Annotated in this window: 23 protein-coding genes and 1 pseudogene; 13 read left to right on the top strand and 11 right to left on the bottom strand. The window is 73.7% G+C overall.

The window, feature by feature from the left end; all coding sequences use genetic code 11:
• Positions 1 to 32: 32 nt before the first annotated feature.
• From ACF1DX_RS32825 to ACF1DX_RS32840, 4 genes are all read right to left on the bottom strand, one after another.
• Positions 33 to 1157, bottom strand: a complete 1125-nt coding sequence (locus tag ACF1DX_RS32825; protein WP_391794801.1) for a cellulose binding domain-containing protein — start codon at positions 1155 to 1157, stop codon at positions 33 to 35.
• Positions 1158 to 1426: 269 nt separating this feature from the next.
• On the bottom strand, positions 1427 to 2449 hold the full coding sequence (locus ACF1DX_RS32830; protein ID WP_391794802.1) for a LacI family DNA-binding transcriptional regulator: 1023 nt from the start codon (positions 2447 to 2449) through the stop codon (positions 1427 to 1429).
• Between the two features lie 170 nt (positions 2450 to 2619).
• Complete coding sequence (locus ACF1DX_RS32835; RefSeq protein ID WP_391794803.1) at positions 2620 to 3063, bottom strand: hypothetical protein; 444 nt, start codon at positions 3061 to 3063, stop codon at positions 2620 to 2622.
• Between the two features lie 159 nt (positions 3064 to 3222).
• A complete protein-coding gene (locus tag ACF1DX_RS32840) occupies positions 3223 to 4959 on the bottom strand; it encodes an ABC-F family ATP-binding cassette domain-containing protein (protein WP_391794804.1) in 1737 nt (578 codons plus the stop codon).
• A gap of 328 nt (positions 4960 to 5287) precedes the next feature.
• Here ACF1DX_RS32840 and ACF1DX_RS32845 point away from each other — a divergent pair, with 328 nt between their 5' ends.
• The 3 genes from ACF1DX_RS32845 to ACF1DX_RS32855 all read left to right on the top strand — a co-directional run bounded on the left by ACF1DX_RS32845 (position 5288) and on the right by ACF1DX_RS32855 (position 6340).
• Positions 5288 to 5704 carry a DUF2809 domain-containing protein gene (locus ACF1DX_RS32845; protein ID WP_391794805.1) on the top strand — a complete coding sequence of 139 codons (417 nt, stop codon included), beginning with the start codon at positions 5288 to 5290 and terminating at the stop codon, positions 5702 to 5704.
• Between the two features lie 75 nt (positions 5705 to 5779).
• Positions 5780 to 6022: an acyl carrier protein gene (locus ACF1DX_RS32850; RefSeq protein WP_391794806.1), complete on the top strand. Its 243-nt coding sequence runs from the start codon at positions 5780 to 5782 to the stop codon at positions 6020 to 6022.
• Between the two features lie 96 nt (positions 6023 to 6118).
• The gene (locus ACF1DX_RS32855; RefSeq protein WP_391794807.1) at positions 6119 to 6340 is read left to right on the top strand and encodes a hypothetical protein; all 222 of its coding nucleotides are present in this window, start codon (positions 6119 to 6121) and stop codon (positions 6338 to 6340) included.
• Positions 6341 to 6688: 348 nt separating this feature from the next.
• Here the strand turns inward: ACF1DX_RS32855 and ACF1DX_RS32860 are convergent, their stop codons facing one another.
• Entirely contained in the window at positions 6689 to 7138 is a 450-nt protein-coding gene (locus ACF1DX_RS32860) for a spore-associated protein (protein WP_391794808.1), read from the bottom strand.
• A gap of 127 nt (positions 7139 to 7265) precedes the next feature.
• Positions 7266 to 8285: an aldo/keto reductase gene (locus tag ACF1DX_RS32865; RefSeq protein ID WP_391794809.1), complete on the bottom strand. Its 1020-nt coding sequence runs from the start codon at positions 8283 to 8285 to the stop codon at positions 7266 to 7268.
• A gap of 162 nt (positions 8286 to 8447) precedes the next feature.
• Here ACF1DX_RS32865 and ACF1DX_RS32870 point away from each other — a divergent pair, with 162 nt between their 5' ends.
• Positions 8448 to 9056 carry a TetR/AcrR family transcriptional regulator gene (locus ACF1DX_RS32870; protein ID WP_391794810.1) on the top strand — a complete coding sequence of 203 codons (609 nt, stop codon included), beginning with the start codon at positions 8448 to 8450 and terminating at the stop codon, positions 9054 to 9056.
• Between the two features lie 313 nt (positions 9057 to 9369).
• Here ACF1DX_RS32870 and ACF1DX_RS32875 read toward each other — a convergent pair whose 3' ends face one another.
• Together ACF1DX_RS32875 and ACF1DX_RS32880 are read right to left on the bottom strand one after the other, a co-directional pair.
• Positions 9370 to 11247, bottom strand: coding sequence for a LamG-like jellyroll fold domain-containing protein (locus ACF1DX_RS32875; protein ID WP_391794811.1), 1878 nt, complete (start codon positions 11245 to 11247; stop codon positions 9370 to 9372).
• A gap of 242 nt (positions 11248 to 11489) precedes the next feature.
• Positions 11490 to 11732, bottom strand: a complete 243-nt coding sequence (locus tag ACF1DX_RS32880; RefSeq protein ID WP_030861713.1) for a DUF6411 family protein — start codon at positions 11730 to 11732, stop codon at positions 11490 to 11492.
• A gap of 415 nt (positions 11733 to 12147) precedes the next feature.
• On the opposite strand from ACF1DX_RS32880, the gene ACF1DX_RS32885 reads away from it, so the two are divergent.
• The 8 genes from ACF1DX_RS32885 to ACF1DX_RS32920 all read left to right on the top strand — a co-directional run bounded on the left by ACF1DX_RS32885 (position 12148) and on the right by ACF1DX_RS32920 (position 20669).
• The gene (locus ACF1DX_RS32885; RefSeq protein ID WP_391794812.1) at positions 12148 to 12501 is read left to right on the top strand and encodes a sortase-dependent protein; all 354 of its coding nucleotides are present in this window, start codon (positions 12148 to 12150) and stop codon (positions 12499 to 12501) included.
• Entirely contained in the window at positions 12498 to 13112 is a 615-nt protein-coding gene (locus ACF1DX_RS32890) for a class F sortase (RefSeq protein WP_391794813.1), read from the top strand. Before ACF1DX_RS32885 ends, ACF1DX_RS32890 begins: the two co-directional genes overlap by 4 nt.
• Before the next feature lie 101 nt (positions 13113 to 13213).
• A complete protein-coding gene (locus tag ACF1DX_RS32895; RefSeq protein ID WP_391794814.1) occupies positions 13214 to 13705 on the top strand; it encodes an RNA polymerase sigma factor in 492 nt (163 codons plus the stop codon).
• Positions 13689 to 14090 (top strand): hypothetical protein, encoded by a 402-nt coding sequence (locus tag ACF1DX_RS32900; RefSeq protein ID WP_391794815.1) that lies wholly within the window; start codon positions 13689 to 13691, stop codon positions 14088 to 14090. Before ACF1DX_RS32895 ends, ACF1DX_RS32900 begins: the two co-directional genes overlap by 17 nt.
• A gap of 167 nt (positions 14091 to 14257) precedes the next feature.
• Positions 14258 to 14665 carry a RidA family protein gene (locus tag ACF1DX_RS32905; RefSeq protein WP_391794816.1) on the top strand — a complete coding sequence of 136 codons (408 nt, stop codon included), beginning with the start codon at positions 14258 to 14260 and terminating at the stop codon, positions 14663 to 14665.
• A 151-nt stretch (positions 14666 to 14816) separates the two neighbouring features.
• On the top strand, positions 14817 to 15797 hold the full coding sequence (locus tag ACF1DX_RS32910) for a hypothetical protein (RefSeq protein WP_391794871.1): 981 nt from the start codon (positions 14817 to 14819) through the stop codon (positions 15795 to 15797).
• A 55-nt stretch (positions 15798 to 15852) separates the two neighbouring features.
• The gene (locus ACF1DX_RS32915) at positions 15853 to 17679 is read left to right on the top strand and encodes an HSP90 family protein (RefSeq protein ID WP_391794817.1); all 1827 of its coding nucleotides are present in this window, start codon (positions 15853 to 15855) and stop codon (positions 17677 to 17679) included.
• Between the two features lie 2 nt (positions 17680 to 17681).
• Positions 17682 to 20669, top strand: coding sequence for a hypothetical protein (locus tag ACF1DX_RS32920; RefSeq protein WP_391794818.1), 2988 nt, complete (start codon positions 17682 to 17684; stop codon positions 20667 to 20669).
• Positions 20670 to 20700: 31 nt separating this feature from the next.
• Here the strand turns inward: ACF1DX_RS32920 and ACF1DX_RS32925 are convergent, their stop codons facing one another.
• The 3 genes and pseudogenes from ACF1DX_RS32925 to ACF1DX_RS32935 form a co-directional block, all read right to left on the bottom strand.
• On the bottom strand, positions 20701 to 21600 hold the full coding sequence (locus ACF1DX_RS32925) for an NAD-dependent protein deacetylase (protein ID WP_391794819.1): 900 nt from the start codon (positions 21598 to 21600) through the stop codon (positions 20701 to 20703).
• Positions 21601 to 21671: 71 nt separating this feature from the next.
• Positions 21672 to 21788: pseudogene (locus ACF1DX_RS32930) on the bottom strand (DUF664 domain-containing protein); the annotation flags it as partial.
• Positions 21789 to 22415: an SAM-dependent methyltransferase gene (locus ACF1DX_RS32935; protein ID WP_391794820.1), complete on the bottom strand. Its 627-nt coding sequence runs from the start codon at positions 22413 to 22415 to the stop codon at positions 21789 to 21791. It abuts the pseudogene before it with no gap.
• 886 nt (positions 22416 to 23301) lie between these two features.
• On the opposite strand from ACF1DX_RS32935, the gene ACF1DX_RS32940 reads away from it, so the two are divergent.
• Positions 23302 to 26301, top strand: a complete 3000-nt coding sequence (locus tag ACF1DX_RS32940; RefSeq protein ID WP_391794821.1) for a glycosyl hydrolase — start codon at positions 23302 to 23304, stop codon at positions 26299 to 26301.
• Positions 26302 to 26328 lie beyond the last annotated feature (27 nt).

Genomic DNA, 26328 nt, shown 5'->3' on the forward strand with positions numbered 1-26328 from the left:
GGACACGGCGGGTGCGCGGCCCGCCGGCCGGGTCAGGCGGCCGCGCAGGCGGTGCCGTTCAGGCTGAATCCGTCCGGCCGGGCGAAGGTGCCGCTGTAGGTTCCCTGGAAGCCGAAGGTCTGGCTCCCGCCGGGCGCGATCCGCGCGTTGCCGCCGAGCCCGCTGGCCGTGACCGCGCCCGAGGAGGGACTGACGGACGCGTTCCAGGCCTGGGTGACGCGCTGCCCGGAGGGCAGGGTGAAGGCGAGCTTCCACCCCTCGACGGCGGACGGACCGGTGTTCCTCACGGTGACGTCGGCGGTGAAGCCGCCCGGCCAGACGTTCGTGGCGTACGACACGGTGCACGCCGCCGGGCCACCGGGCTCCCCGGAGCCGCCGCCGGTGTTGACGGTGGAGGAGAAGGAGTTCACCGCGAGCCCGGCGCCGTTCTGCCAGGGCTCGAAGCCGGCCTGGACGCTCGTCAGGTACCAGTCGTTCCGCGCCATTCCGCGCGCGACGGTCTCTTCGACGAAGTCCATCACGTCGAAGCTCCAGCTGCTGATCGCCGACGGCGCGACGAACGACAGCACGTCGTTGGAGCCGTTCCCGCCCGACCACACCTGCCAGGTGCGCCCGGCCACGGTGGCCGTGCCGACCTGGGAGCCGATCGGCTGGATCGGGCCCACCTTGTTCAGCCAGATCATGATCTCGGTCCGGTTCACGCCGTCGGTCCGGGGCGTCGGGTCCAGCCAGATGTCGTACGAGGCGTTGTACACGGCGTCGCCGACATAGCCGTACGAGATGCTGCTGGGCGCGCTGGAGATGCCGCTGATCCGCGCGGGGAGGGCGGTTCCCGGCGAACAGTTGGTGTAGTGGCAGCCGTTGAAGACCGACGGGTACGACTTCGGGGCGCCGTTGGTGGGCACCGAGCCGTCGGCCTGGGCGACGCGGAAACCGGTGTCCGTGGCGGTGACGCACTGGGTGGCGCTGGTGCCCCAGCGGTTGTTCTGGACGACGTAGCGTCCCTGGATGACGGCCGATCCGTACTGTTCGCAGATCGTGGTGTCGGCCTGGGCCGGCGCCGTTCCGGTCACCAGCGCCGCGACCACGGCGAGAGCGGTGAGGAGCGTCGCGAACAGGCCGCGCAGGGCCCGGGTGTGGTGCGGTAACCGTCGCATGCGGGGGCCTCTCCAAGAGGGTGCGGGGGGCGACCGGGAGGGAGCGCTCCCCTCTCCCCATTGATGGGAGCGCTCCCATTTGTGTTTCGGAACGGGACTGTAGGAGCTACCCATGTCCCTGACAAGGCTGTGCGCGGGAAACTGTCGAATTAAATTCGAAGCCGCAGGTCAGAGAGGTGATCCACAAAGCCCGTCCACCTCGGGAGCGCTCCCGAAACATTCGATGACGCCATGACCCGTGAGGCGGTCGAGGGGAAGGGGAGGGCGGGTCAGGCGGAGCCGCGCAGCACCAGTTCCGTACGGAGGATGACGTGCCGCCAGGCGACCTCCGGCTCCTCCATCTCCTCCAGGAGCAGCCGCACCATCGTCCGGCCGATCTCCTCCAGCGGCTGGCGCACCGTCGTCAGTTTCGGATCGGTGTGCTGGGCGAGCGGGAAGTCGTCGAACCCGATCACCGCGACGTCCTCCGGCACCCGGCGCCCCGCCGTGCGCAGGGCGTCGAGCGCGCCCGCGGCCATGGTGTCCGACGCGGCGAACACGCCGTCGATCTCCGGGGCGCGCTCGATGAGTTCGGCCATCGCCCGGCGTCCGCTGTCCGCCGAGAAGTCCCCCTCGACGGTCCAGGCCGCCCTGTTCTCGGCGCCCGCCCGCTCCAGTGCCTCGCGGTAACCGCGCAGCCGGCACTGGGCCACGTACATGTCGAGCGGCCCGGTGATGGTCGCGATCGAGCGGCGTCCGAGGCCCAGCAGGTGCGCCACCGCGCCGCGGGCGCCACCGGTGTTGTCCGCGTCGACGTAGGTCACGCTCTCCTCGCCCGAGCGCCGTCCCAACAGGACGGTGGGCAGCCCCACTTCGGCCAGCATGTCGGGCAACGCGTCCTCGGCGTGCACGGACATCAGCATCACGCCGTCGACCCGGCCGCCGCGCGCGTACTCCACGAGGCGCTGCCGTTCGGCGTCCGTACGGACCAGGGTGAGCAGCAGCTGTACCTTGGTGTCGGTCAGCGCGTCACCGACGGAGCGGACGATCTCCGAGAAGAACGGCTCACCGAACTGCCGCCAGTCCGGCTCCGTCATGACCAGCGCGACGGCGTCGGCACGCCGGCCCGCCAGCGAACGGGCCGCCAGATTGGGGACGTACCCCAGCTCGGCGATGGCGCGCTGCACGGCACGGCGCGTCGAATCCTTCACGCCCGCCGCGTCGTTGATGACGCGGGAGACGGTGCCCCGCCCCACACCGGCGAGCGCGGCCACCTCCTCCAGCGTCGGTGTACCGGGACGCTGCCTGCGCATGACCACCCCCACGAGATCCCTAGATCTTACGGCCACCGAGTGCCGGAACGGCCGTTACCGGCCCACGCCTCACACCTGGACGGCGACCGGTTCCGGACAGCGGCACCCGCCTCCCGGCCGGCCGGGGGGAGAGGAGCGGGCATCACCGGATCCGGTGCCGCTCCGGCTTCCTACGGCGCGGACGGAGGGGAGAGCCGCTCGCGGACCCACGCGGGATCCGGGTTGACGTGCGGCCGGCCGCCGACGACGACCGTCGGCACGGTCTCGTCGCCGTCGTTGGCCGCCCTCACCACTGCCGCTCCGTCCGGGTCACGCCAGATGTTCACCCAGTGCACCTGCCCGGCGGCCCGGCCCGGCCGGATGCGCAGCCGCAGGCAGTACGCGCAGCCGGGCCGCCAGAAGACGACCGGCCGGCCGTCGGCCGCGCTGCGGCGTCGTGCCGTCACAGCGCCGATCGACCTCGGGAAGACGAGGGGCGAGTTCAGGCCCGCGAACGCCGGCAGTACCAGCGGAAGCGCCGCGGCCGCACCAGGACGGCCGGCGAGGACCAGCCCGGCCGCGACGACGGAGCCGCAGAGCACCAACAGCATCGGAAGGACCCGGACGCGCATCATGAGGACGCAGGCTGTCGGGCGCCCGCGGACACCACCGCCGCGCCTCGCGCTCCCCGGCCGGCCGCCCGCCACGACGCCGGCACGGGTTGCGGCGGAAGCCGCCGTCCGCCGGACCGGGAGGACGGCCCCGGACCCGCCCCCGCCGGCGGAGGCGGTACGTCAGGACGGCGTACGGCGTGCCCCCGGCGCCGGTTCCTCCCGTGTGGCCGGACGCGGCGCGCCGGGGCGGGCCTCCGGCGCCGGTGCTCCGCCCACCCGCAGGAACGGCCAGTCCGCGAGGTCCCGCAGGAGCCGGCGGTCGTGGGTCGCGACGACGACGCCGGCACCGGTGTCACGGAGCGCCCCGGTCAGCTCGTCGACCAGCGGCACCGACAGGTGGTTGGTCGGCTCGTCGAGCAGGATCAGCGTGGGCCGCCCGCACAACGCCAGCGCCAGGTCGAGACGCCGCTGCTGACCCTGGGACATCCGCCCGACCGGCGTGCCCGTCGCGTCGGGGTCCAGCAGTCCGAGGGATCCCAGCGGGACGGCGTCGCCGTCCCGGAGCACCCCGTCGGCCACCAGCCGCCCGACGTGCCGGTCGTACACCTCGCGGGCGGTGAGCCGGGCATCCTGCCGGGCGGTCTCCTGGGTGACCCGGACCACCCGCGCCCCGCTCGCCGTCCACACGTGCCCGGCGGTGGGCCGGAGGGCGCCGGCCAGCACCGCGAGCAGCGTGGACTTCCCGGCGCCGTTGGGCCCGGTGACGAGCAGCCGTTCGCCGCCGTCGAGGGCGAGGTCGACCGGAGGGGCCAGCCGCCCGTCCACGGCGACACCGTGCGCCCGTAGCTGCGGCGCGCCCGGCCGGACGTCCAGCCGGGGCCACCGCAGGGCGGGCGGCGGCTCCGGCACGTCGATCCGGTGCGCGTCCAGTGCCTCCTGCTGCCGGATCAGGGCCTGTACGACGCCCGGGGCGCGGGACTGGCGCTGATGCCTGCCGGTTCCCTTCTCCGGCCGCCAGCCGGTGGAGAGCCGGTCGCGGGCCCGTGACACCGCGTCCTGCAGCCGCCGGTGCTCGCCCTGTTGCCGCTCGTGGTCCTGTTCCCAGCGTTCCCGCTCACGGCGCCGGGCCTCCTGCCACGCGTCGTAGCCGCCGGCGTACAGGCGCGGCCTCCCGTCGCGGGTGGGGTCGAGGTCGAGGAACCGGTCCGCGACGTCGCGCAGCAGCGCCCGGTCGTGGCTGACGACGGCGAGACCGCCGTCGTGTTCGCGGAGCCTGCGGGTCAGGAAGTCCAGGCCGCCGGAGTCGAGGTGGTTGGTCGGCTCGTCGAGCAGCAGGACGTCGTGCCGCGCGCCGAGCAGGCACGCCAGCCGGACGCGGTAGCGCTGTCCGACCGACAGGGCCGACAGCGGCCGTTCCCGGTCGGCACAGGCACCGAGGGCCGCCAGGGCGACGTCGACGCGGCGTTCGGCGTCCCAGGCGTCGAGGCGGGTGGCGGCGTCGAGCGCGGCGGTGTAGCGGTCGGCGGCGGCGGGGTCGCCCTCGGCCATGGCGCGGCCCGCCTCGTCCAGCGCGGCGAGGGCCGCCAGGGACGGGGCCAGCGCCGCCGACGTGAGGGTGCCGACGGTCTCACCGTCGCGCGCGGACAGCTCCTGGCGGGCCAGGCCGACCGTACCCGTCCGGTGCACGGTGCCCGTGTCGGGCGTGAGCAGTCCGGCGAGGACGTGCAGCAGGGTCGTCTTGCCGCGGCCGTTCTCACCGACGACGGCGATCCGTGACCGGGCGGAGACGGTGACCGAGAGGTCGTTCAGGACGCGCCGGGAGCCACGGGTGACGGTGATGCCGTCGGCGCGGACATGGGCACGGCCGCCCGCCTCGACGGGCAGGGGCAAGGCTTCGGGGGTCGGGGTGGGGTTCAACGGACGCTCCGCGGCTCGCAGTGGAGCCGGGCAGCACGAGACAGCCGCCCGGCAAGGACCGGAACGGCGTGCGCTGATTCAGGGAGAAGGCGCCGCCGTCAGCGGGCGGATCGAACCTTCTGCGACCAGATACCTCGTGCCATGCCGAGCACCCTAACAGGGCCGGCGCCCCTGGTTCCCCCGGTTTTCGACGGGTACGGCCGGACCGTGCCCGGACCGCGGCGGGACGGCCGGCCCCGGGCGCCGGACACCGGCACGCGCCGGGCACCACCGCGGGACCTCAGGCACCCCCGCCGGACACCGGGCACCCTGCGGGATCATGACGGCCATGACACTCTTCCTCAGAACCCGCCCCGGCGGCGGTCCGGCACGGACCCGTGCCGCGGCGGCCGTGGCCGCGCTGGTGACCGTCGGCGCGGGACTGGGCCTGCGGGCCGTGGCGACGGGGGACGTGGCCAAGTACGGCGGGGACGCCCTCTACACCCTCCTGATCTTCGCCCTGGTGGTCCTGGCGGCGCCGCGGGTGACACCGCCGAGGGCCGCCGGGATCGCGCTCGCCGTCAGCTGGGGGATCGAGTTCCTGCAGCTCACCGGGGTGCCGGCGGAACTCTCCCGGCGCAGCGTCGCGGCCCGTCTGGTCCTCGGTTCCACCTTCAACGCGCCGGACCTGTTCTGGTACGCGATCGGCGCGATCGCCGGCTGGCTCCTCGCGCGGGGACACGCGGCGCCGACCGGGAAGCCGTGACCCACGGTGCCGGTTTCACCCGGCGGGGAGGTGATACCCGGCCCTCCGACCTGTTCCCCACGCGCAGGAGGGCTCATGGCAACCGGCGAGACGGGCTTCAGCGATGTCGTGTACGACCTGATCTCCGTGCAGTACCACTCGCTGAAGGCGGGCCACGACTACGGCCAGTACGTCCGCGACGCGGAGAACGCGGACCAGAAGGAGATCGCCGACTTCTTCAGGGAGGTCATGGAACAGGACGCGGAGCGCGCGGCCCGCTGCCACCGGTACCTGGCCCGGTTGTCCGGTACCGGGAAGGCCGGCCCGGCCGTCGGCTGACGGCACGGGCACGTCGCAGCCCCGCCCGGCCGGCACCGGGGCGGCCGGCCGGGCACCCGGCATGCGGGCGGACGCCGCTCGTTGCACGCTGGTGCCATGACGAGCGATCAGCCCATCGTGATCTACCCGCCCGGCGCGGACGGCGGTCGGCGCGTCCGCGGCGGCGCGCGGTTCCTCGGGATGGCGTACGGGCTGCTGGACGTGGTGGAGTTCCTGCGCCTCGAAGGGCTGGAGAGCGTCGACGACGACTGGCTGCGCCGGTCCGCGACGGTCGAGTGGCGCGGCGGCGGCCCGGACGTGTGGAGCGCTCACGGCTGATCGGCACGGTGGGAACGCCGCGACGCGGCGGAGCGGGAGGGGCTGGGGCAGGATGACGGCCGACGATGCTTGAGCGGGGCTCGCCGGGGCCGTGCGCGCGGTGCGCGGGAACTCGCCGAGGCCGTCGCCGGCGGGACCGGCGTACGCTTCGATCACCGGGCGCGGGGAGCCCGCCCGAGACGGAGGGGGCCCGTCACTCTTCGGGAAGTCCGACGCGCCCGGCTTCCTCGACGTTCCGTCCTCGCACCCGTCCCTGAACGGGGGCCGTGGGACGGCGGGTGACGCGCCGGAGCCCTGACAGGGCCTTGCGGTCCTGCCAGGGCGGAGCGGTCCGTCGGGAGGCGCGGGTCAGCGGGTGAAGGTGACCCGGTGCTCCTTCAGAGCGCCGCAGTTGGAGCCGTACACCTGTACGTACACGTTGTCGATGCCGCCGCCCCAGTCCACGCAGTGGCCCTTGCCGTAGACGTAGGCCGGTCCCGCGTACGACGTGAACCGTCCGTCGTCCTGGGCACCCTCCTCGGTGTCGGGGACGTAGATCCACGCGGACATGTCAAGCCTGGTGCCGGGGTTGGTGCGGATGGTCGCGACGCAGTTCCGGCCGTTGGCCGAGTTGTACGTCAGGTAGACGGTGCCCAGCGAGCCGACGGCTGCCGAGTTCACTGTCTTGTAGCCGCTTCCGCAGACCTTCTGCGGTGTGGTGTCGGGTGCGGCCGAGGCCGGTGACGCCAGGGCGGTCGTGGCTCCCACCGACAGGGCGGCCACCGCGGAGGCGGCCAGGACGGAACGGGTGAATCTCATATTTCCCCCTTGCGGCTCTTGGAGCGGTTGCTCCTTTCTGGTGTGACCCGCGGACCGGGCGAAGGGTTGTGCCGTGTTCGACGGTGAACTCCCTTGCCCGGTCCCCGGGTTCGCGGCGGGAGACCGGTCAGCGGCGCCGCAGTGACGCGTCGAGCAGCGCGGGCGGGGTGTCGTGCTTCTCGTGCGCGGCCAGGTCGGTGCCCGGGGCGACGACGGAGTCGATCGCGTCGAGTACGTCGGCGGGAAGCACGGTGTCGGCGGCGGCGAGCTGGGAGCGCAGGTGGTCCAGGGTGCGTGGTCCGACGAGGGCGCTGGTCACGGCCGGGTGCGCGGTGGCGAAACCGAGCGCGAGCTGGACCATCGTCAGGCCGGCCGCGTCGGCGATCCCGGCCAGTCGCTCGACGGCGTCGAGCCGGGCCCGGTTGGCGGGGAGAGCGGTGTCGAAGCGTTCCGGCATGAACGCCGAGCGGTGGGTGGTGACGTCCTTGCCCCTGCGCACGGCGCCGGACAGCCAGCCCGAGGCCAGCGGACTCCACACCAGCACACCCATCCCGTACTCCTCCGTCACGGGCAGGACGTCGGACTCGATCCCGCGCTGCAGTACGGAGTAGCTGGGCTGTTCGGTGACGTAGCGGCTCAGGCGGTGTTCGCGGGCGGCCCACTGGGCCTGCACGACGCGGTACGCGGGGAACGTCGAGGAGCCGAAGTAACGGATCTTCCCCGCGCGTTGCAGATCGGTCAGGGCGGACAGGGTCTCCTCGTCACTGGTGGCCGGGTCCCACCGGTGGATCTGATAGAGATCGACATGGTCGACGCCGAGCCGGCGCAGGCTGTCGTCCAGTGCGGTGACCAGCCGGCGGCGCGAGCTCCCCCGGTGGTTCCGCCCGTCGCCCATGGGCATGCCGGCCTTGGTGGCCAGCACGATGTCGTCGCGGCGGCCGGCGATCGCCCTGCCGACCATCTCCTCCGATTCGCCGTCGCCGTAGATGTCGGCGGTGTCGATGAGGTTGACGCCGGCCTCCAGCGCGGCGTCGACGATGGCGGTCGCCTCGTCCTGGGTGGTGTCGCCGATCCTGCCGAAGTTCATCGCGCCGAGCGCGAGGGTGCTGACCCGGACGCCGGTGCGGCCCAGGGTGCGGTACTGCATGGTCGTGTCTCCTCGGTACGGGAAGTGTGTGACGGCACGGCGGCGCACGGCTTGGTGGCCGGGCGTCCGCTCTGGCATGATGAGTAAACGGAACAGCGTTCCGGAACGATACGGAACATCGTTCCGTTTTGGCAAGCGATGGTGAGCGGAAGGAGCGGCGCGGTGAGCGACAGTGACGAGGGCGCCGGGCGCGCGGCTCCGTCCCGGCGCAAGGACGCCCGGCGCAACAAGGAGGCCCTGCTGGACGCCGCCGCCGCGGTCTTCGTCGCGTCGGGCGTGGACGCGCCGGTCCGCGACATCGCGGCCAGGGCCGGAGTCGGGCTGGGTACGATCTACCGCCACTTCCCGACGCGGGCGGACCTCATCATCGCCGTCTACCGGCACCAGGTCGACGCCTGCGCCGAGGCCGGCCCGGCCCTGCTGGCCGGCGGTGCGACTCCGCACGCGGCACTGGGGGAGTGGATCGGCCTCTTCGTCGACTTCCTGGTCACCAAGCACGGCCTCGCCGCCGTGCTGCACTCCGACGAGGCGGGGTTCGACGCCCTGCACACCTACTTCCTCGACCGTCTGGTGCCGGTCTGCGCCCACCTGCTCGAAGCCGCCGCGGCGGCCGGTGAGATCCGCTCCGACATCGACGCCTACACACTCATGCGCGGCGTGGGAAACCTGTGCATCGGTGCGGAGGACGACCCCCGCTACGACGCACGCCGACTGGTGGCGCTCCTCGTCGCGGGGCTGCGGTCACCTCAGAACCACCTTTCCGGGCGGTGAGTGACACAGGGCACCCCGTGTCACACCTTTGAGGGGCCTCCCGTCTTGCGGAAGGGAAGGCGGCGCATGGTGACCACCGGCCCCTCCGTCCCCCGTGCGAGAGCGCCGACTGCCGTCGAAGCAGGTCCCCGCCTCGCCCCGCCGGACCCGTGGGACGACGGGACGTGACAGGGGCCGGCCGACACCGCGCACCGGCTCGCGCGCGACTCCTGCGCTCTCGTGAAGCCGCCCGGCGCCCCCCGCGCGATCGGGCGGCGCCGTTCCCGGTCCGGCCCCGGACCGGGTGCCGTCCTTCTTCCGGCAGGCGACCGGCTCAGCCGAAGGGGGTGAGGAACTCCTTCACCGACAGGGGCCGGCCGACGATCCGGGTGTCGCCCATCCAGCCGTAGAACCCCTGGCCGAAGGTTCCGTCGAACTGGGTGGCGCCCAGCACGAAAGGCTTGCCCAGGGTGGCGATGCCGGTCGATGCCTGCGCCGGGTTGCGGGCAATCTTCGAACCGTCCACGTACATCACCGTGCGGCGGGTGTCGTTGACGACGGCGATATGCATCCAGCGCCCGGTCGGCACGGCGTGGCTCCACGACGTGGGGTCGGCGTCCTGCTCGTGCGGGTAGACGACGAACTGCAGGAACCGCTCGGGCGACAGATTGAGACTGCAGGTCGGTTCCAGCGGCGACCAGCCCGTTGTCTTGCCCGCCTCCGCGTTGCGGCCCTCCCAGCTGAGGATGCCCATCCAGCTGTGGTCGCCCTCGAACGGCTCGGGCAGCCGGACGAAGGTCTCGATGGTGTACCCGCGGAGGAACTTCTCGCTGTTCAGGGCCGCATGGGCGGCGGTGGTGAGGACGGCGCCGCGGTCGGGGTCCTTCCCGCCGTTGAAACGGAGGCTGGCGTGCGCGGGCTGTCCCCGGTGGTGGTCGGCCGACCAGGTGAGCGCCTCGGCACCGCTGGAGTGCAGCCGCCGCACCGTCAGGTCGTTGCCGTTGCCGGTCAGGTCCCGCACGACGGTGCCGTCGGCGACGCCGGCGCCGGAGGAGCCCGCGGCGTCGGTCCCGGCGGCGTCGAAGCGCCAGTAGGCGAGGGTGCCGCGGGGCATCACGGCGCGGGCGGGGCGGGGCTCGGCGGGCGTGACGGGGGCGAAGCCGGCGAACCGTTCGTCGAAGTCGACGGTGAGACTGAACCGGTCGGCGGGACCGGTCAGTTCGATCGTCTCGGCGGCCAGGGGGGAACGCTTCTCGGGGTCCCGGGCCAGGAACCAGGGTGAGAACGTCTCGACGTCGATGACCCCGCGCACCAGGTCGAACCCGTAGGTGCGGATCATTCCGGCGCCGCCGTAGTAGCGGTCCTGGTAGTTCGTGATGTGGACGTGGACGTCGTTGCCCGCGTCGTTGGTCAGAACCGTGCGGCCCGGCGGCCAGTAGTGCCCGCCCAGCGCCAGGAAGATCTGGTCGTTGCCCTTGATCAGACGTTCCCAGAGGCGCTGGCCGTTGCCGGACAGCCGGGCCTCGCCGTCATCGCCGGACCAGGCGATGTCGTGCGTGGTGAGCACCGCCGGGAGGGCGCGGTGGGCGTCGAGCACCTCCTGCGCCCAGGCCAGTCCCTTGTCGGAGACCCGCCAGTCCAGGGCGAGGACGAGCCACCTCCGGCCACCCGCCCGCAGGACGTGGTAGCTGTTGTAACCGTCGGGCGAGGCGCCGCCGAACGTCGGCATGGACCGGTAGCGGTCGGGCCCGAACGCGGAGAGATAGGCGGAGCCGCCCCGCTGGTCGTCGGTGGACGATCTGACGTCGTGGTTGCCCGCCAGCACGCTGTAGGGCACCTTGCCGTGCAGGAGGCGGAAGGTGTCGGCCGCGAGGCCGATCTCGTCCTCGGTGCCGTGCTCGGTGACGTCGCCGAGGTGTGTCATGAAGGCGATGTTGGCCCTCGACCGCTCGGCGGCGAGGTACCGGAACGTCTCCCGCAGCGGGGCGGGGTCGGCGCTGTCGGCGTCGAAGAGGTACTGGGTGTCGGGCAGCACCGCCAGCGCGAAGCGCGGACTCCCGGCGTCGAACCGGCCGCCGGCCGCCGGGGAGGCCTCCGACGCCGCGGCCGTACCGGCGGTCGCGGCACCGGCGGCCGGTACGACCACCGCCGCGCGCAGCAACGCGCGTCTGTGCAGGGTCTGGTGGGGATGTGTCTGTCGCTCCGCGCTCATCAGGGCTCCACGGGCCGGGTGTCGGGACGGGGTCAGCCCGAATGCTGCTCACCCGTGCTGACCGCCCGATGGCGCGGAGCTGAACACCGGCCACACGGCGGTGCGTCCGCCGGCGGGCCGACGGCGCGGGTGCTCCCGCCGGACGACCCGCGGGTACGTGGACCTGATCGGGCCCTCGGCCCGAGCGGACCCCGCGCCGGTGTGCCCCCTCCTGGCGTCGGGGCCGTGTCCCGGGCCCGGCGTCAGAACGGAAGCCGCCCGCGCGCCCGCCGCCCCGCGGAGCCGCTGCGGCCGACCGCGCGGGAGCTCGAGCGGAAGGGCTTGCTGAGGAGGCGCCCGAGTGGGCCCGGTGCCTTGGACCCGGCCCGGGAGCCGGCACCGAGGGTGCGTTGCGCTCCGTTCTGCGGGTGCCGGGAGAGACGGGGGACGAAGAAGGCGAGGACGGCGATCACCACGCAGACGGCGACGATGCCAACGACCATCATGGAGGCCTCCGGAGTCGGGAACGGGGACGCCGGACCGGTTGGTCCGCAGGGGACCGCTTGCCCCGTTCCCGCGTGAACACGCCCTGAACCGGGCATCGAGGACTTCACCGCGCCGCAGCGTCACGTGGCACCGTGCCCTCCCGGGGGGTCTGTGCGACACCCGCCTCGCGCGGCATCCCGAGGTGACGACCGGGCGTGGACCCGACCACAGGGACGCGGTGCCGGCCCGCCCCCGTCCGCGTTCGGCACCGCCGGACAGCACGGGCGCGATGCCCGGCCGTGCCGGACCGCCGGGGGCCCCTCAGGACTTTGCCTTCTCTTTGCAACCCGTACCGTCGCTGTCCCGTCTCTTCGCACGATCCATGACCCAGCCCGCCGGCCATCGTGCGGGCGGAGCGACGAAAGAGAGCGATCCATGCGCCGAACTGTCCTCAATGCCACGGCACTTGCCTGCACCGCCGTGCTGGCGAGCACGGTGCCCGCCTTCGCCGACGGGCCGTCCCCGGTCCCCGCTGCCACCGCGGCCCCCAGCGAGGCACCGGTCCCGGCCGACGCCACGGACCCGAGCCCCGTACCGGCCGAGAGCGAAGCGCAGGCCCCCGGCGAGGTCACCGTCGTACCGAGCGGTGCGCCCGACACCGGTGTCGCGCCCGCGTCCGCGGAGTCCGGAACCGACGGCGCGCTGCTCGGCGGGAGCGCCGCCGCGGTGCTCGCCGCCGGCGGCGCGGCGGTCCTCCTCGTACGTCGCCGGCGGGCGACCACGGCATGACGTCGCTCTCCAGGCGTGCCTTCGCCACCACGGCGGCGGCCGCGCTCCTCGGCGGCTGCGGAGGCGGCCACCGGACCGGCCGGCCCCCGGCCGGACACCCCGCGAGTGCGACGCCGTCCGCGCGGCCCTCCGGGAAACCGGCGCGTGCCCTCGGGCGTTCGGTCCCGGTCGGGCTGGAGATACCGGACATCGGGGTCGACACGCCGGTCATCCGGCTGGGGCTGGCCCCGGACCGCACGGTCCAGGTGCCTCCGGTCACGGCCCATGACCGGGCGGGCTGGTACCGGCACTCGCCGACGCCCGGCCAGACCGGCCCGTCGGTGATCCTCGGCCACGTCACGGTCGGCGCCCACGGGGACGGCGTCTTCCGGCACCTCGCACGTCTGCGCCCGGGGGACAGGGCCGTGGTACGCCTGGAGAACGGCACCTCGGCGGTGTTCGCCGTCGACTCGGTCCGGACGGTCGCCAAGGCGGACTTCCCGACGGACGCGGTCTACGGTGACGTCGGCCGGCCGGAGCTGCGGCTCATCACGTGCGGTGGCCCGCGTACCGGCGACGAGTACCGCGACAACGTGATCGTGTTCGCCTCGCTGACCTCGACGAGTCCCTGATCCACCACCGTGTTCCCGGGCCGCGGGCCGTGCGCCCGCGGCCCGGGAACCGACCCGCGACGGGTTCCACGACACCCGTACCGCCACGACCATGGAGAGCGTTGAAACGGTCCCGAGAGCAGGCGGCGTCCGAGCTCTTCGCCGCCCTCTACCCGCGCCTCGCCGGCTGGTGCCGCCGGCTGGTCGACGACGACGAGACGGCCCACGAGATCGCCTCGGAGGCGTTCACCCGGCTGTGGGCCCGCTGGACGTCCGTGGCCGAACCACGGGGCTTCCTCTACGTCACCGCCGCCAACCTCGTCCGGGACCACTGGCGCACCCTCGAACGCGAACGCAAGGCCGTACGCCGTGTCACCATCGAGACCGCCGTCCGCCCGCACGCCGAACAGTCCGACCCGTCCGTACGTCTGCTCGTGCAGTCGCTGCCGGAACGACTGCGTGTCCCGATCCTGCTGCACTACTACGCTGACATGCCGGTCCGGGAGGTGTCCGCGGTGACCGGACGCAAGGAGGGAACCGTCAAGGCCGACCTCCACGCGGCCAGGGAACTGCTCCGCGCCCATCTGAGGAGAAGTCTTGATCACATACTCTGACGACGGTCCGGAGTTCGAACCCGACGACCCCCTCGCCGTCATCCTGCGGCCGGCCTCCGACCGCCTCGGCCCGCCTCCCGGCCGGTACGAGGAGATCCGCCGCGGCGCGGCGCGGCGCCGGCTGGTCCGCGCCGCGGTCTGGGCCGGGACCGGACTGACGTGTGCCGTCGCCGCCCTCGTCGTGCTGCTGCCGCAGTCGTCGCCCCCCGGCGATCCGGTGTCCCCGTCGGTCCCGCTCGCCCCGCCGCCCGTGAGCAGCCCTTCCGTCGCACCCACTCCGTCGGTGTCATCGGAACCCGCCGAAGTCCACCCCTCCCCCCGGGCCCCGACCGACGGTCCCGGAACCCCGGTGACCGAGGTCGCCCCCGTTCCCGGTCCGAAGTGAGCCCGGATTCCGTCCCCGCGGCCTTCGCATCCCTTGAACTGCTCGGTCACCATGAGGTTCCTCAGTCACCGAAAAGTGCGTTCTTCCATGTCAGCGATCACTTTCCTATGGTTCCCCAGTAACCAAAAGAGACCGCAAGGGTCTTGCGTGACAAGGAGGCGGGCAGCATGGCCATCACTCTGGTGAACCCCGACGGATTGCCGAAGATCGACGTCTACCGGCAGGTGTCCATCGCCTCGGGGTCGAAACTGGTCTTCATCGCGGGGCAGGTCGCCTGGGACGCGGCGGGGGTCACGGTCGGGGCGGGCGACCTCGCCGCGCAGGTCGAGCGGTGCTACCTCAACATCGGCACCGCCCTGGCCGGGGCCGGCGGCTCCTTCGACGACGTGGCGAAACTGACGGTCCACGTCGTCGACTGGACTCCCGACAAGATGCCCCTGCTCCTGGAGGGGATCTCCCGCGCGGCCGCGAAGCTGGGAGTCACCCCGGTCCCGCCGGCCACGCTCCTGGGTGTGGCGGCACTCGACGTCCCCGAGCACCTGGTCGAGATCGAGGCCGTCGCGGTCCTCGACTGACGGGCCTCGCGCGCCGCTTCGGCCGACGCACGTGCCCGTGTCGGCCGGAGCGCCCGGGTTGTGAAGTGCCGGTGAAAACCCTGTGGAAGCGGTGTCGGTAGGGTCGCTTATGCTGCACCGGATGATCACGCGGGACCAGGGGAGGGCGCGGATGTTCGGCAAGCTGTTCGGGAGGGACGAGGCGAGACCGGCGGCGGATCCGCACGCCCTCTCGGCCCCGCGCAGGAAGAACGGAGTCTACGCCCTGCGCGCCCTCGGGGACACGCGGGTGCTGGCGGTCGTCGAGGCTGCGGACGCGGGTGACTGGGAGGCGGTCAAGACGGCCCTGGCCCCCTTCGACCTGGGCCGCGACCATCACGTCCTCGGTCAGCTGGCCGACCTGGACGGGGTGCAGGACTGGATCGGCCGTGCCATCGAGGAGGACAAGGAGCACCGCGCCCTGGCCCTGCTGATATCCGGGGCGCGGCACATCAGCTGGGGCTGGGAGGCCCGGACCAGCGCGCGTGCCGTGGACGTCACGCGGGAGCAGTGGCGGATCTTCCACGAGCGGCTCCGCATTGCCGAGGAGCAACTGTTCGAGGCCGCCGAACTGCGCCCCGGGTGGATCACCCCGTGGCGCCGCCTGCTGACCTCCGCCCGCGGCACGTCCCTGGGCCGCGTCGTCGGCGAGATCCGGCTGGACGCCGCCCTGCGCCGCGACCCGCTGGACCTGGAGAGCCACCTCGAATGGCTGTCGCAGCTCCAGCCCCGCTGGGGCGGTGAGCCGGGTGAGGCCCTGGAGTTCGCCCGCGCGGCGTTCGACAAGGCGCCCGACGGCCACCGGCTCGGCTGTGTCGTCGCCATGGCGTACATCGAGGAGTGGGTGGAGTCCGACGACAGCGCCTGCCTTCAGCATCCCAGGATCCGGACCGTGTTGAGGCAGGCGGCGGAGCGCAGCATCCTGCACCACGCCTACGAGCGCCGGCTGGGCTGGCAGGGCGACTACAACATGTTCGCCATGGCCCTGTCCCTGTCCGGAAGCAGCACGGCCTCGAACGTCTTCCGCGAGCTGGAGGGCGCGTACACGGAATGGCCGTGGACGTTCATGTCCGAGCCGCAGAAGGCGTACGCGCGCTTCCGCAAAGCCTTCTGAGCCCCGGCTCGTCCTTTTCCGCCGCCGCCCCGTGCCCTCACACCCCGGACCGCCCATGCCCCAGCCCGAGAACACCGCCGACCGCACCTTCCAGGTCGACCTGCGCGGCCTCGTCGACCTCCTCTCCCACCACCTCTACTCCAGCCCCCGCGTCTACCTGCGCGAACTCCTGCAGAACGCGGTGGACGCGCTCACCGCCCGGCATACCTTCGAACCGGACGCCCCCGCGGGCACTTTCGGCATCCGCCTGTACGCCGACGGCACGGTGGTGCGCGTCGAGGACGACGGCGTCGGCCTCACCGAGGCCGACGTGCACACCTTCCTCGCCACCATCGGCCGCAGCAGCAAGCGCGCCGAGAGGATCGCCGAGCAACGCGGCGACTTCATCGGCCAGTTCGGCATCGGACTGCTCTCCTGCTTCCTGGTCGCGGACGAGATCCACGTCCTGAGCCGCTCCGCCCGCACCCCCGACGCGCCCGCCGTGGAGTGGCGGGGACGCGGCGACGGCAGCTACACCGTCCGCGTCCTGCCCGCCACCGCCCGCCCCCGGCCCGGCACCACCGTCACCCTGACGCCCCGCACCGACGCGGGCGAGTGGACCCGCCCGGCGCAAGTCCACGCGCTGGCCCGGCACTTCGGTTCACTGCTGCGCCACCCGGTGACCTTCGACGACGGCACGGGCGCCACGTCCGTCAATCCCGAGCCCGCCCCCTGGGCACGTACGTACCCCACACCGGGAGCCCGCTCCCGCGCGCTGGCCGCGTACGGCGAGGAGGTCTTCGGCTTCAAGCCGCTGGACACCATCGAGCTGGACCTGCCGGCCGTGGGCCTCAAGGGCATCGCGTGCGTGCTGCCCGAGACGGTGCCGGCCGGCCGCAGCCACGGCCACCGCGTGCACGTCAAGGGCATGCTCCTGTCCGAGCAGGCCGAGGAGATCCTGCCCGAGTGGGCGTTCTTCGTCCGCTGCGTCGTCGACGCCGAGAGCCTGCGCCCGACCGCGTCCCGCGAGTCCCTGTACGAGGACGACACCCTCGCCGCCGTCCGCGACGCCCTCGCCGAGCGGCTGCGCGCGTGGATCGCCCGGGCCGCCGCCAGCGACCCGGACCTGCTGGCCCGCTTCCTCCACGCCCACCACCTGGCCGTGAAGTCGCTCGCCGTGCACGACGACGAGATCCTGCGGATGCTGCTGCCCTGGCTGCCGTTCGAGACCACCGACGGGCACACCACCCTCGACGAGTTCGCGCGCACCCACCGCACCGTGCTCGTGACCTCGAGCGTGGAGGAGTTCCGGCAGGTCGCGGCGATCGCCTCGGCCGCCGGGCTCGGCGTCGTCAACGGCGGCTACACCTACGACCGTGAACTGGTCCACCGGCTGCCGGAGATCAGGTCCGAGGTCACCGTCGCCGACCTCGACCCGGCGACCCTCACCGCCCACCTCGACCCCGTCGACCGGGAGACGGAACTGGCCGCCGCGGCCTATCTCGCCCGGGCCCGCGACGCCCTCGCCGTCTTCGACTGCGACGTCGCGCTGCGCACCTTCCAGCCCGCCTCCGCCCCCGCCCTCCTCGTCGACAGCCGCGAGGCCCGGCACGAACGCACCCGCTCCCAGCTCGCCCGCGAACAGGAGGGCGGCCTGTGGGGCGACATCCTCGGCGCCCTGCGCCAGGAGGCACCGCGGGCCCAGCTCATCCTCAACCAGCTCAACCCGCTGGTGCGCACCGCCGTCGCCATCGACGAGCCCGAGCTGGCCCGCACCAGCGCCGAAGCCCTCTACGGGCAGGCCGCGCTGCTGTCCCGGCGACCGCTCAGGCCCGCCGAGTCGAGCCTCATCAACCGCTCCTTCCTCGACCTCCTCGCCCACGCCCTCCGCAAGGACAGCTGACGATGCCCACCGCACCCCACCCCCAGAGCACCGACGAGCTGTACGAGGCGCTCCAGGAGAACCGCCGGCGCCCCTACGGCCGCCCCCGCACCGTCACCGCCGAGGAACTCGTCGACGCCGCCGAGCGGTTCGAGGAGCCCGTCCCGCTCGTCCGCGCGCTCCTCGAACTCCAGGAGGCGTACACCTACGGCTCCGAACCCCGGAAGTCGCCCGTCGTCTTCGCCCGCCTGCTCACCCTCTTCGACGAGCAGCCCGACGTCTTCGACGAGCGCCTGCGCCACACGCTGTTCTGGCGGTTCAAGTGGGTGGCGAACGCCCTGCGCGCGCTGCCCGAGATCCCGCTGAACAGCCTGCGCCAGTGGCTGACGGAGATGCGCGACCGCTACGAGAAGGCCGGCCTGGGCCTCCAGCCCTACTACGGACAGGCGTACCAGCTCGCCGCGCACATCGGCGAGGACACCGCCCTCGCCTACGAGCTGTGGGCCGGCCGCACCCGCACCCGGCTCAGCGACTGCGAGGCCTGCGAGATCTGCGAGCGCGCCCTGTACCACCTGGCGGCGGGCGACGACGAGCGGGCGCTGCGCGTCTGGGAGCCCGTCCTGGCCGGGAAGGAGTCCTGCCAGGAGGAGCCGGCCCGCTCCTTCTCGTACGCGCTGCTGCCCCTGCTGCGGGCCGGCCGCACCGACGAGGCACGCGAACTGCACCTCGCCGGCTACCGCGGCTGCCGCCGCAACCCCTCGATGTCCGGGGAGGTCGGGCGGCACCTGGAGTTCTGCGCGCTGACCGGCAACGAGGCACGCGGCCTGGAACTCCTCGCCGAGAACCGGAGCCTGTTCGACGAGGTGGACTCGCCGCGGGAGCAGTTCGACTTCCTCACCGGCGTGGAGGTCCTCCTCCGGCGCGTCGAGCACCTCGGCCACGGCGAACTGCCCGCCGCCGGATTCGCGGGCCGCGCCTGGACGGTGACCGGCCTGTGCGCGGAGGTGCGCGAGCGTGCCGACGACCTCGCCGCCCGCTTCGACGCCCGCAACGGCACCACCGCCCACACCGACCGCCGCGGAGTCCGCCTCGACCGCGCCCCCCTCCTGGACGCGCTGGAACTGACCCTGCGCACCCGCACCCTCGACGACGCGGCCCCGGCGGCCCCGGCCGCCGCGCCCGCCGCCCGGACGGCCCCCGCCGTCCCCGAATCGCTGCCCGAACTCATCGTCCGCGCGCGGGAACTGGACGAACAGGGGCACCCGGACGCGCGGGCCTGCTGGGCACGGCTGCGCACGCTCGTCGCCGCCCGCGACTACACCCACCCCGACGACCCGGCCGTGGGCCCGCTCGTCCGGCTGCGCGCGGACCTGCTGGACGACGAGGCGGGCCGGGCCCGTGAGAAGGACGAGTTCGCCGACGCAGCCGCCCTCCACGAGGAGGCCGCGGGCCTGTACGAGGACGCCGGGCAGCCGGGCCACGCGGCCCTCGCCCGTGCCTGCGCCCTGCTCGCCACCGCGGAGCTCCCGGCGCAGGACACCGGCACGGCACAGGACAGCGGTGCGGACGACACCCAGGCGCAGGGCACCGGCGGCGCCGAGGCGAAGGCCGCCGCGCTGACCGCCGCCCACGCGTCCATGGTCCGCCTGCACGAGGAGACGCCCGGCCTCACTCCGTACCAGGAGGCCCGCCTGCTGCGGCTGCGGGCCACCGTGCTCGGCATGCGCCTGCAGACGTCGGGAAGCGAGGAGCACATCGCGCCGGTCCTCGCCGAGGTGGACCTGCTGCACACCTTCGCCACCCGGCACGGCGTCGACGCGCAGATCGCCGGGGCCCTGCTGCTGCGGGCCACCACGTACGCCATGTCCGGCGACCTGCCCGCCGCACTCACCGAGACCGACGGCGCCCTCGACCGGCTCAAGGCGCACGGCCCGGCCTGGCACCTGCCCCGCACCCTCGCCCTGCGCGGCCGGCTCCAGCTCGGCCTGCGGAACGCGCAGGCCGCGTACACGGACCTGGCCGAGGGCCTGCGGCTGGCCGCCGACTGGCCGGCCGACACGGTCGACACCTCCCGCCTCCACAGTGAACTGGCCGGGGCATGCCTGCACCTGGGCCGCCCCGACGAGGCGCTGCGGCACCTGACCCGCTCCGCCGAGCTGGACCTCCGCGGCGGCAGCCGGTTCGACGCGTACTGCACCTACAGCAACGCGGCCCAGCTCAGCCTCGACCTCGGCCGCGTCGAGGACTGCATCGCGCTGCTCGACTCCGTGCTCGCCGAACCGGACGTCACCGCCGGGGAAGTGGACGACCGGCTCGTCGCCCAACTGCGTCTGACCCGCGCCCGCGCGCTGCACGCGGGGGACGACCTCAAGGCCGCCACGGCGGAGTTCGTCGCCCTCGCGGCCGAGTCGGCCGGCTGGGACGACGACCCGGGCAGCCACGCCATGATCGCCGCCGAGACAGCCGTACTCCTCGGCGAATCCGGCGAGTTCGGCCGCGCCCGCGAGGCCGCGGACCAGGCACTCGCCGCCCACGCCAAGGAGCCGCGCCCCGAGCAGCTCAGCAACTGCCTGCGCGAACTCGCCCGGCTCCAGGCGGAGCGGCAGGGCCCCGACGGCCTGGCCGGTGCCCGCGCCTTCCTCGCCGACGCCGGCCGGATCGCCGACGAGGCCCGCGCCACCGGGTACGAGGCCCACGGCCGCCCCCTGGACGCCGCCCTGGCCTACGAACACGGGCGGGTCAACGCCTACGCCGGTGAGTACGAGGACGCCCTGACCGCCCTGGAGAAGGCGCTCGCCCTGCTCGGCGAGCCGGGGCAGGACCAGGGGCACGCAGGCGAGTGGGCCGAGTGCGTCCGCCTCGCGGGTGCCGTGGAGGGCATCTACCTGGAACGCCCCGCCCCGGCCCTCACCCGCCTCGACGCCGCGGTCTCCCGCCTCACCGCGCTGGGGCACACCGAGGTGGCCGAGCCGCTGACCTCACTGGCGGCCCGGCTGCGCGACGAGGAGTGACGCGGCGGACACGCGGCCGGACGGCAGCCGCTCAGGCCGCCGTCCGCCCGTCCACCGGGACGCCCAGCCGGTCGGCCACGGTGGTGAGGGCCGTTCCCAGGGGGAGCGCGACCCGGGTGACGGCGTGCCGGTCGCCCCGGGTCGGGTCCCGGTTGACGATCAGTACCGGCGTGCCGGCCCGGGCGGCCTGACGGACGAACCGGAGCCCGGACATCACCGTCAGCGACGACCCGAGGACGAGCAACGATGTCGCCTCGCGAACCAGCGCGCGGCAGTGCTCGACCCGCTGCGGCGGCACGTTCTCACCGAAGAACACCACGTCCGGTTTGAGGACACCGCCGCAGACCGCGCAGGGCACCACACGGAAGTCGCCGACCTGTTCGTCGGTGAGGTCGGCGTCACCGTCGGGGTTGATCCCCGCGGCCACCGGAGCGAAGCCCGCGTTGGCCTCCTCCAGCCGCCGGGCGAGCTCGCGGCGCCGGCTGACGTCACCGCAGGAGAGGCAGACGACCCGGTCCAGGCCGCCGTGGAGTTCCACGACGTCCTCGCTGCCGGCGGCCTGGTGCAGACCGTCGACGTTCTGCGTGATCACACCCGAGAGCAGGCCGTGCCGCCCGAACGCGGCCACGGCCCGGTGCCCGGCGTTGGGCAGGGCCCGGCGGAAGGTGCGCCAGCCGAGGTGGCTGCGCGCCCAGTACCGGCGCCGTGCCCGCTCGCTGCCGGTGAAGTCCTGGTAGGTCATCGGTGTGTGGCGGCTCAGGCTCCCGCCCTCGCCACGGTAGTCGGGGATGCCCGACTCGGTGGAGAGGCCCGCCCCGCTGAGCACCACCACACCGCCGGCGCCCAGTGCGTCGGCGACCGGTCCCAGGTCCGTGGAGCCCGGCGGCAGGTCTTCTTCGGGGGTCCAGCTCAGAGTGGGACGCATGCGCATGCCGCCAGGGTACGGAACGCGGCCCGCACCGTGCCGGTGCGGCGGCCCGCCGAGGGGCACCCCTCGGCAGGTCAGCGTCCGGTCGCCCCGCCGATCAGTTCACGGAGGACGTCCGCGTGGCCGGCGTGGCGGCCGGTCTCCTCGATCATGTGGGTGAGCGCCCAGCCGACGCTCGGAGCGGGGCCGGGTCAGGCCGTGCGGCGGACGATCAGGACGTGGTCGGTGACCTCGGCGGTCCGGCCGTCCGGTCCGGTCGCGACCCGGCGGGGCGAGTCGGCCCGTTCGACCGTCCAGGCCGCCGGGTCCAGGGCGATGTCCGCGGCCACCTCCCGCGGGGCCGGGTACCGGACGTCGGGGTCCTGGTTCCACGACCACGGAGCGGTCGACCCGTGGTCGACGACCAGCAGCCGCCCGCCCGGCCGCAGAGCGTGCGCGGCCCTTCGCAGCACGGCCACCCGGTCCAGGTCGAGGGGGGTGTGCAGATAGTGGGCGCAGACGACGTCGAACTCGCCCTCCGGGAACGACTCCCGCAGGTCGTGCCGCCGGGCGGTGATCCGGTCGGCCAGGCCGTGCGAGACGGTGAGCGAGGTGAGGCGCTCGACCGCCACGGCCGAGACGTCGACGGCGGTGACGCGCCACCCCTGGCGGGCCAGCCACAGCGCGTCGCCACCGGCACCGCATCCGAGGTCCAGCACGTCACCGGGCGGCAGATCCGCGAGGGTCTCGGTGAGGCGTACGTTCGGCCGCGGATCGGTGGCCGCCGGCCGGGCCGCGTAGACGTCGTCCCAGAACCTGACCGCGTCGTCGGCGCTCATGCATGACTCCTTCTGCCGGGGGAACGCGTCCGAGCCTCGCCCGGCCCACGGCGAACTGCCAAGAGATGTTGCCGTTCCGGCAAGGCGCCGGTGGAGTCCGCCGTTCGAGGGCATGGCAGGCGGACGGACGAGTCCGGGGTGTTCCACCGGGTACCGGCCACCGTGGACCGCCGGCATCGCCCAGTGCCGGGCCTCGTGGTGGAGGACCGGGCCGCGGCGGGCACGGTCCTCCGGCTCGTACGGGCGGCGTTCCAGGACCGCTTCCGTGGCTTGTGCCGGCGCCGGACCGCCGTGATGCCGCATCACCCGTGCGGAGGCACGCCGTTCGGCGTGCAAGCGGTCCAGGCGCTCCGTCTCGCGCCACGTCATGGCCGAAACCTTGCGGTGTGTGCTCACCCGGTGGTGGCCCGACGCCGGGCCGCCGTCCCCTCGGGGACGTGAACGCGCCCTTCCCCTGCGTGGAGTTGATGGCGGAAGCGAAGGGAGTGCCCCCGTCCGGGCCGATCGCCACGTGGGGTCCGCCAGTGAGGCCGAATCACTTCTGACCATGGAGCCCGCGGTGGGGGCGGCCGCCGACCGGGCCGAGACCGTCCACCCTCCGGCGCGGACGCACCGGAGTCGTCCTCGTTCCTGTGCGCCCGCAAACGGGGTGTGCGGAGTCCGGCCCACGGGAGACGCCGGCGGTCGCGCCCCTGGGCCGCGGACCCCGTCGATCTCGTCCGTGCGCGTCACCGGTTCCGGAAAACACCTGGCGTCCCACACCTTGACCCCTTCGAACCGCGCGGTTTAGCGTTCCCGCGTTCGGTAGCGATTGAAACGATTCAATCCATGTGAACTTCTCTGGGGTGCACTCATGTACGACGAATCCGTCCCGCAACGTGGCGGGATGTCCCGGCGCACGGTCCTGGCCGCGGCGGTGACCGCGGGGACCGCGGCAGCCCTCGGCGCCGCCTCACCCGGTGCCGCCGCGACCCCCGCCGCCGGCGCCGCCGCGGCCCCCGCAGCCGGAGGCGCCGGACCGGCCGCCGACTGGTTCGCCGTCCCCGCCCGGTCGGTGCGTCCGAAGTTCCGGTGGTGGTGGCCGGACGGTCTCGTGGACCCGGACGAGATAGCCCGCGAGATCGACCAGATCGCGGACGCGGGCTTCGGCGGAGCCGAGATCGCCGCCGTGCACCACAGCATCAAGGACAAGTCGCTGCTCGACACCGCCCGGCACGGCTGGGGCAGCAGACCCTGGCGCGACGGCGTCGAGGCGGCCCTGCGCCGGGCGGCCAGACGCGGCCTCACCGTGGACATCACCCTCGGCCCGAGCTGGCCCGCGGCCGTCCCCGGCGTCACCCCCGACGACGAGGCCGCGACCCAGGAACTCGTCCACGGCCGGGTCCCGCTGACCGGCGGCGCCACCTACCGCGGGCCGGTGCCCCCGCCCGCGCACAAGGCCGCCTCAGGCGTCACCCGTGAGCACCTCGTCGCCGTCCAGGCGGCCCGGGTGGACACCGCCAATTCCACCCGCAAGGAGACCGGGCTCGCCCCCGACAGCGTCCGCGACCTGACCGGCACCGTCACCGACGGCACCCTGGAGTGGACGGCGCCCGCCGAGGGCGACTGGGTGCTGATCTCGTACTGGCGGCGCGGCTCGGGACAGCAGCCGGAATCCGGCCCCCACACCGCCCCCGCCGCCTACGTGGTCGACCACCTCGGCGAGGCCGGCACCGCCGCCGTCACCGACTTCTGGGACCGCCACATCCTGACCGACTCCCTGCGGCGCCTGCTCCGAGCCGCGGGCGGTGCCTTCTTCGAGGACTCCGTGGAACTGGAGACCGACGGACTGGTCTGGACCCGGCTGCTGCCGGAGGAGTTCGAGAAGCGCACGGGCCGCCCCCTGCTGCCCCACCTGCCCGCCGTCGTCCTCGACAACAGCAACCAGGTGTTCGCCTTCGACGCCCAGCTGACCCGGCAGATCCGGCACGACTTCTGGGCCACCGTGTCCGACCTGTTCAACCGCCACCACGTGCGCGCCCTCAGGGACTGGGCGCACGGCCTCGGCATGACCCTGCGCGCCCAGCCCTACGGCCTGCAGACCGACTCCATCGCCTCCGCCGCGATCCTCGACATCGCCGAGGGCGAGTCCCTCGGCTTCAAGAACCTCGACGACTACCGCTGCCTGGCCGGCGGCCGGGACATGGCGGGGCACACCGTGCTCTCCTGCGAGTCGGGCGCCTACAACGGCTCCGCCTACAGCACCACCTGGGACCGCGTGCTGCGCACCATGGGCGGCGCGTACGCGGCCGGCGTCAACCAGACCGTCCTGCACGGCTTCTCCTACGCGAAGGCCCCGGAGTCGCAGTGGCCGGGCTTCGCCGCCTTCAGCCCCTACAACGGCACCGCCGGCTACAGCGAGTCCTGGGGGCCCCGGCAGCCCACCTGGCGGCACGCCGAGGACGTCTCCGGCTACCTCGGCCGCGTCCACCAGGTCCTCCAGGCCGGCACGGCCCGCGCGGACGTCGCCGTCTTCCGGCAGACCGGCTACTCCGCCACCGGCATCGGCGCGTCCTGGTTCACCTCGACCGGCGTCCCGCTCGGATGGACCCACCAGTTCCTCAGCGGCCCGCTGCTCGACCTGCCGAACGCCAGGGTCTCCGGCGGCCGGCTCGCCCCGGACGGCCCGGCCTACAAGGCCCTGTTCGTCGAGGGCGACTTCTTCCACGGCTCCACCCCGACCCTGGCCCTGGCCGACGCCCGCAAGCTGTTCCGCTTCGCCGAGGCCGGGCTGCCCACGGTGTTCCTCGGCGCCTTCGACCAGGCGCTCACGCCGGGCGTCCCGGAGTCAGGGGAGACGGAGCGGCTGCGGGACGTCCTGGCCCGCCTGCTCGCCCTGCCCAACGTGGTCCGGGTCACCGACAAGACGGCGGTCGGTGACGCGCTCGCGTCCCTCGGCGTCACCCCCGACGTCCGCTACTCCACCGCCTCCACGCTCCTCAACGCCCACCGGGTGACGGACCAGGCGGACTTCTACTACCTGTGCAACGGCAAGCACGCCGAGACCGTCAAGCCGCCCGTCGCCGCGATCGACCACGAGGTCACCCTGCGCCGCACCCGCGGCGGCGCGTTCGTGCCCTACCTCCTCGACCCCTGGACGGGCAGGGTGGAACGTGCCGCGCGGTACACGCGGCAGGGCGACGAGGTCACCCTGCGCGTCGCGCTGCGGCCCGGCCAGACCACGATCGTGGCGCTGGGACGGCCGGGGCTCTTCGGGGACCGCAACGGCGACCGTCCGCACGCCGTCTCCTCGGACGCCGACGAGGTGCTGTTCACCCGTGGCGGGCTCACCGTGCGGGCCGGCGCCGGGGGTACGTACCGGACCCGGCTGTCGCAGGGCCGCACGGTCACCACCACCATCCCGGCCGTGCCCGCCGCGATCGAGCCGGACCGCTGGCGCCTCGACGTGGACGACTGGTTCCCGGGCGCCGACGCGACCCGGACCGAGAGCGTGCGCCGCGGCGTCGCCCTCGACACCCTGCTGCCCTGGTCGCGCATCCCCGAACTGGCGGACTCGGCCGGCGTCGGCACGTACCGCACCACCGTCGTGCTCCCGGACGACTGGAGCTCCTCCCACGGCGCCGTGCTCGACCTGGGACAGGTCAGCGACACCTTCCGGGTGACGGTCAACGGGCGGGCCGCGGGCCCCGCCGACCGCCTGTGCCCCGTCATCGACGTCGGTCCGCTGCTGCGGCGCGGCGAGAACACCCTCGAGATCGAGGTGGCGACACCGCTCGTGAACCGCCTGCGGACGACCCGTCCGGAGGTCTTCGGCACAGTCGCCCGCCAGGACCACGGGCTCGTGGGCCCGGTCCGCCTGGTGCCGTACGCCCAGACCACCCTCTGATTGAACGTTTCAACCCATCCGATTCCC

It is taken from the genome of Streptomyces sp. NPDC014676 (assembly GCF_043084105.1).
Lineage (GTDB): Bacteria > Actinomycetota > Actinomycetes > Streptomycetales > Streptomycetaceae > Streptomyces.

Coding starts and splice junctions, on each gene's coding strand:
- ACF1DX_RS32920 (WP_391794818.1), top strand. CDS start 17,682: ATGCCCACCGCACCCCACCCCCAGAGCACCGACGAGCTGTACGAGGCG.
- ACF1DX_RS32835 (WP_391794803.1), bottom strand. CDS start 3,063: ATGATGCGCGTCCGGGTCCTTCCGATGCTGTTGGTGCTCTGCGGCTCC.
- ACF1DX_RS32910 (WP_391794871.1), top strand. CDS start 14,817: ATGTTCGGCAAGCTGTTCGGGAGGGACGAGGCGAGACCGGCGGCGGAT.
- ACF1DX_RS32915 (WP_391794817.1), top strand. CDS start 15,853: ATGCCCCAGCCCGAGAACACCGCCGACCGCACCTTCCAGGTCGACCTG.
- ACF1DX_RS32855 (WP_391794807.1), top strand. CDS start 6,119: ATGACGAGCGATCAGCCCATCGTGATCTACCCGCCCGGCGCGGACGGC.
- ACF1DX_RS32825 (WP_391794801.1), bottom strand. CDS start 1,157: ATGCGACGGTTACCGCACCACACCCGGGCCCTGCGCGGCCTGTTCGCG.
- ACF1DX_RS32850 (WP_391794806.1), top strand. CDS start 5,780: ATGGCAACCGGCGAGACGGGCTTCAGCGATGTCGTGTACGACCTGATC.
- ACF1DX_RS32890 (WP_391794813.1), top strand. CDS start 12,498: ATGACGTCGCTCTCCAGGCGTGCCTTCGCCACCACGGCGGCGGCCGCG.
- ACF1DX_RS32940 (WP_391794821.1), top strand. CDS start 23,302: ATGTCCCGGCGCACGGTCCTGGCCGCGGCGGTGACCGCGGGGACCGCG.
- ACF1DX_RS32845 (WP_391794805.1), top strand. CDS start 5,288: ATGACACTCTTCCTCAGAACCCGCCCCGGCGGCGGTCCGGCACGGACC.
- ACF1DX_RS32860 (WP_391794808.1), bottom strand. CDS start 7,138: ATGAGATTCACCCGTTCCGTCCTGGCCGCCTCCGCGGTGGCCGCCCTG.
- ACF1DX_RS32875 (WP_391794811.1), bottom strand. CDS start 11,247: ATGAGCGCGGAGCGACAGACACATCCCCACCAGACCCTGCACAGACGC.
- ACF1DX_RS32830 (WP_391794802.1), bottom strand. CDS start 2,449: ATGCGCAGGCAGCGTCCCGGTACACCGACGCTGGAGGAGGTGGCCGCG.
- ACF1DX_RS32925 (WP_391794819.1), bottom strand. CDS start 21,600: ATGCGCATGCGTCCCACTCTGAGCTGGACCCCCGAAGAAGACCTGCCG.
- ACF1DX_RS32865 (WP_391794809.1), bottom strand. CDS start 8,285: ATGCAGTACCGCACCCTGGGCCGCACCGGCGTCCGGGTCAGCACCCTC.
- ACF1DX_RS32905 (WP_391794816.1), top strand. CDS start 14,258: ATGGCCATCACTCTGGTGAACCCCGACGGATTGCCGAAGATCGACGTC.
- ACF1DX_RS32935 (WP_391794820.1), bottom strand. CDS start 22,415: ATGAGCGCCGACGACGCGGTCAGGTTCTGGGACGACGTCTACGCGGCC.
- ACF1DX_RS32885 (WP_391794812.1), top strand. CDS start 12,148: ATGCGCCGAACTGTCCTCAATGCCACGGCACTTGCCTGCACCGCCGTG.
- ACF1DX_RS32880 (WP_030861713.1), bottom strand. CDS start 11,732: ATGATGGTCGTTGGCATCGTCGCCGTCTGCGTGGTGATCGCCGTCCTC.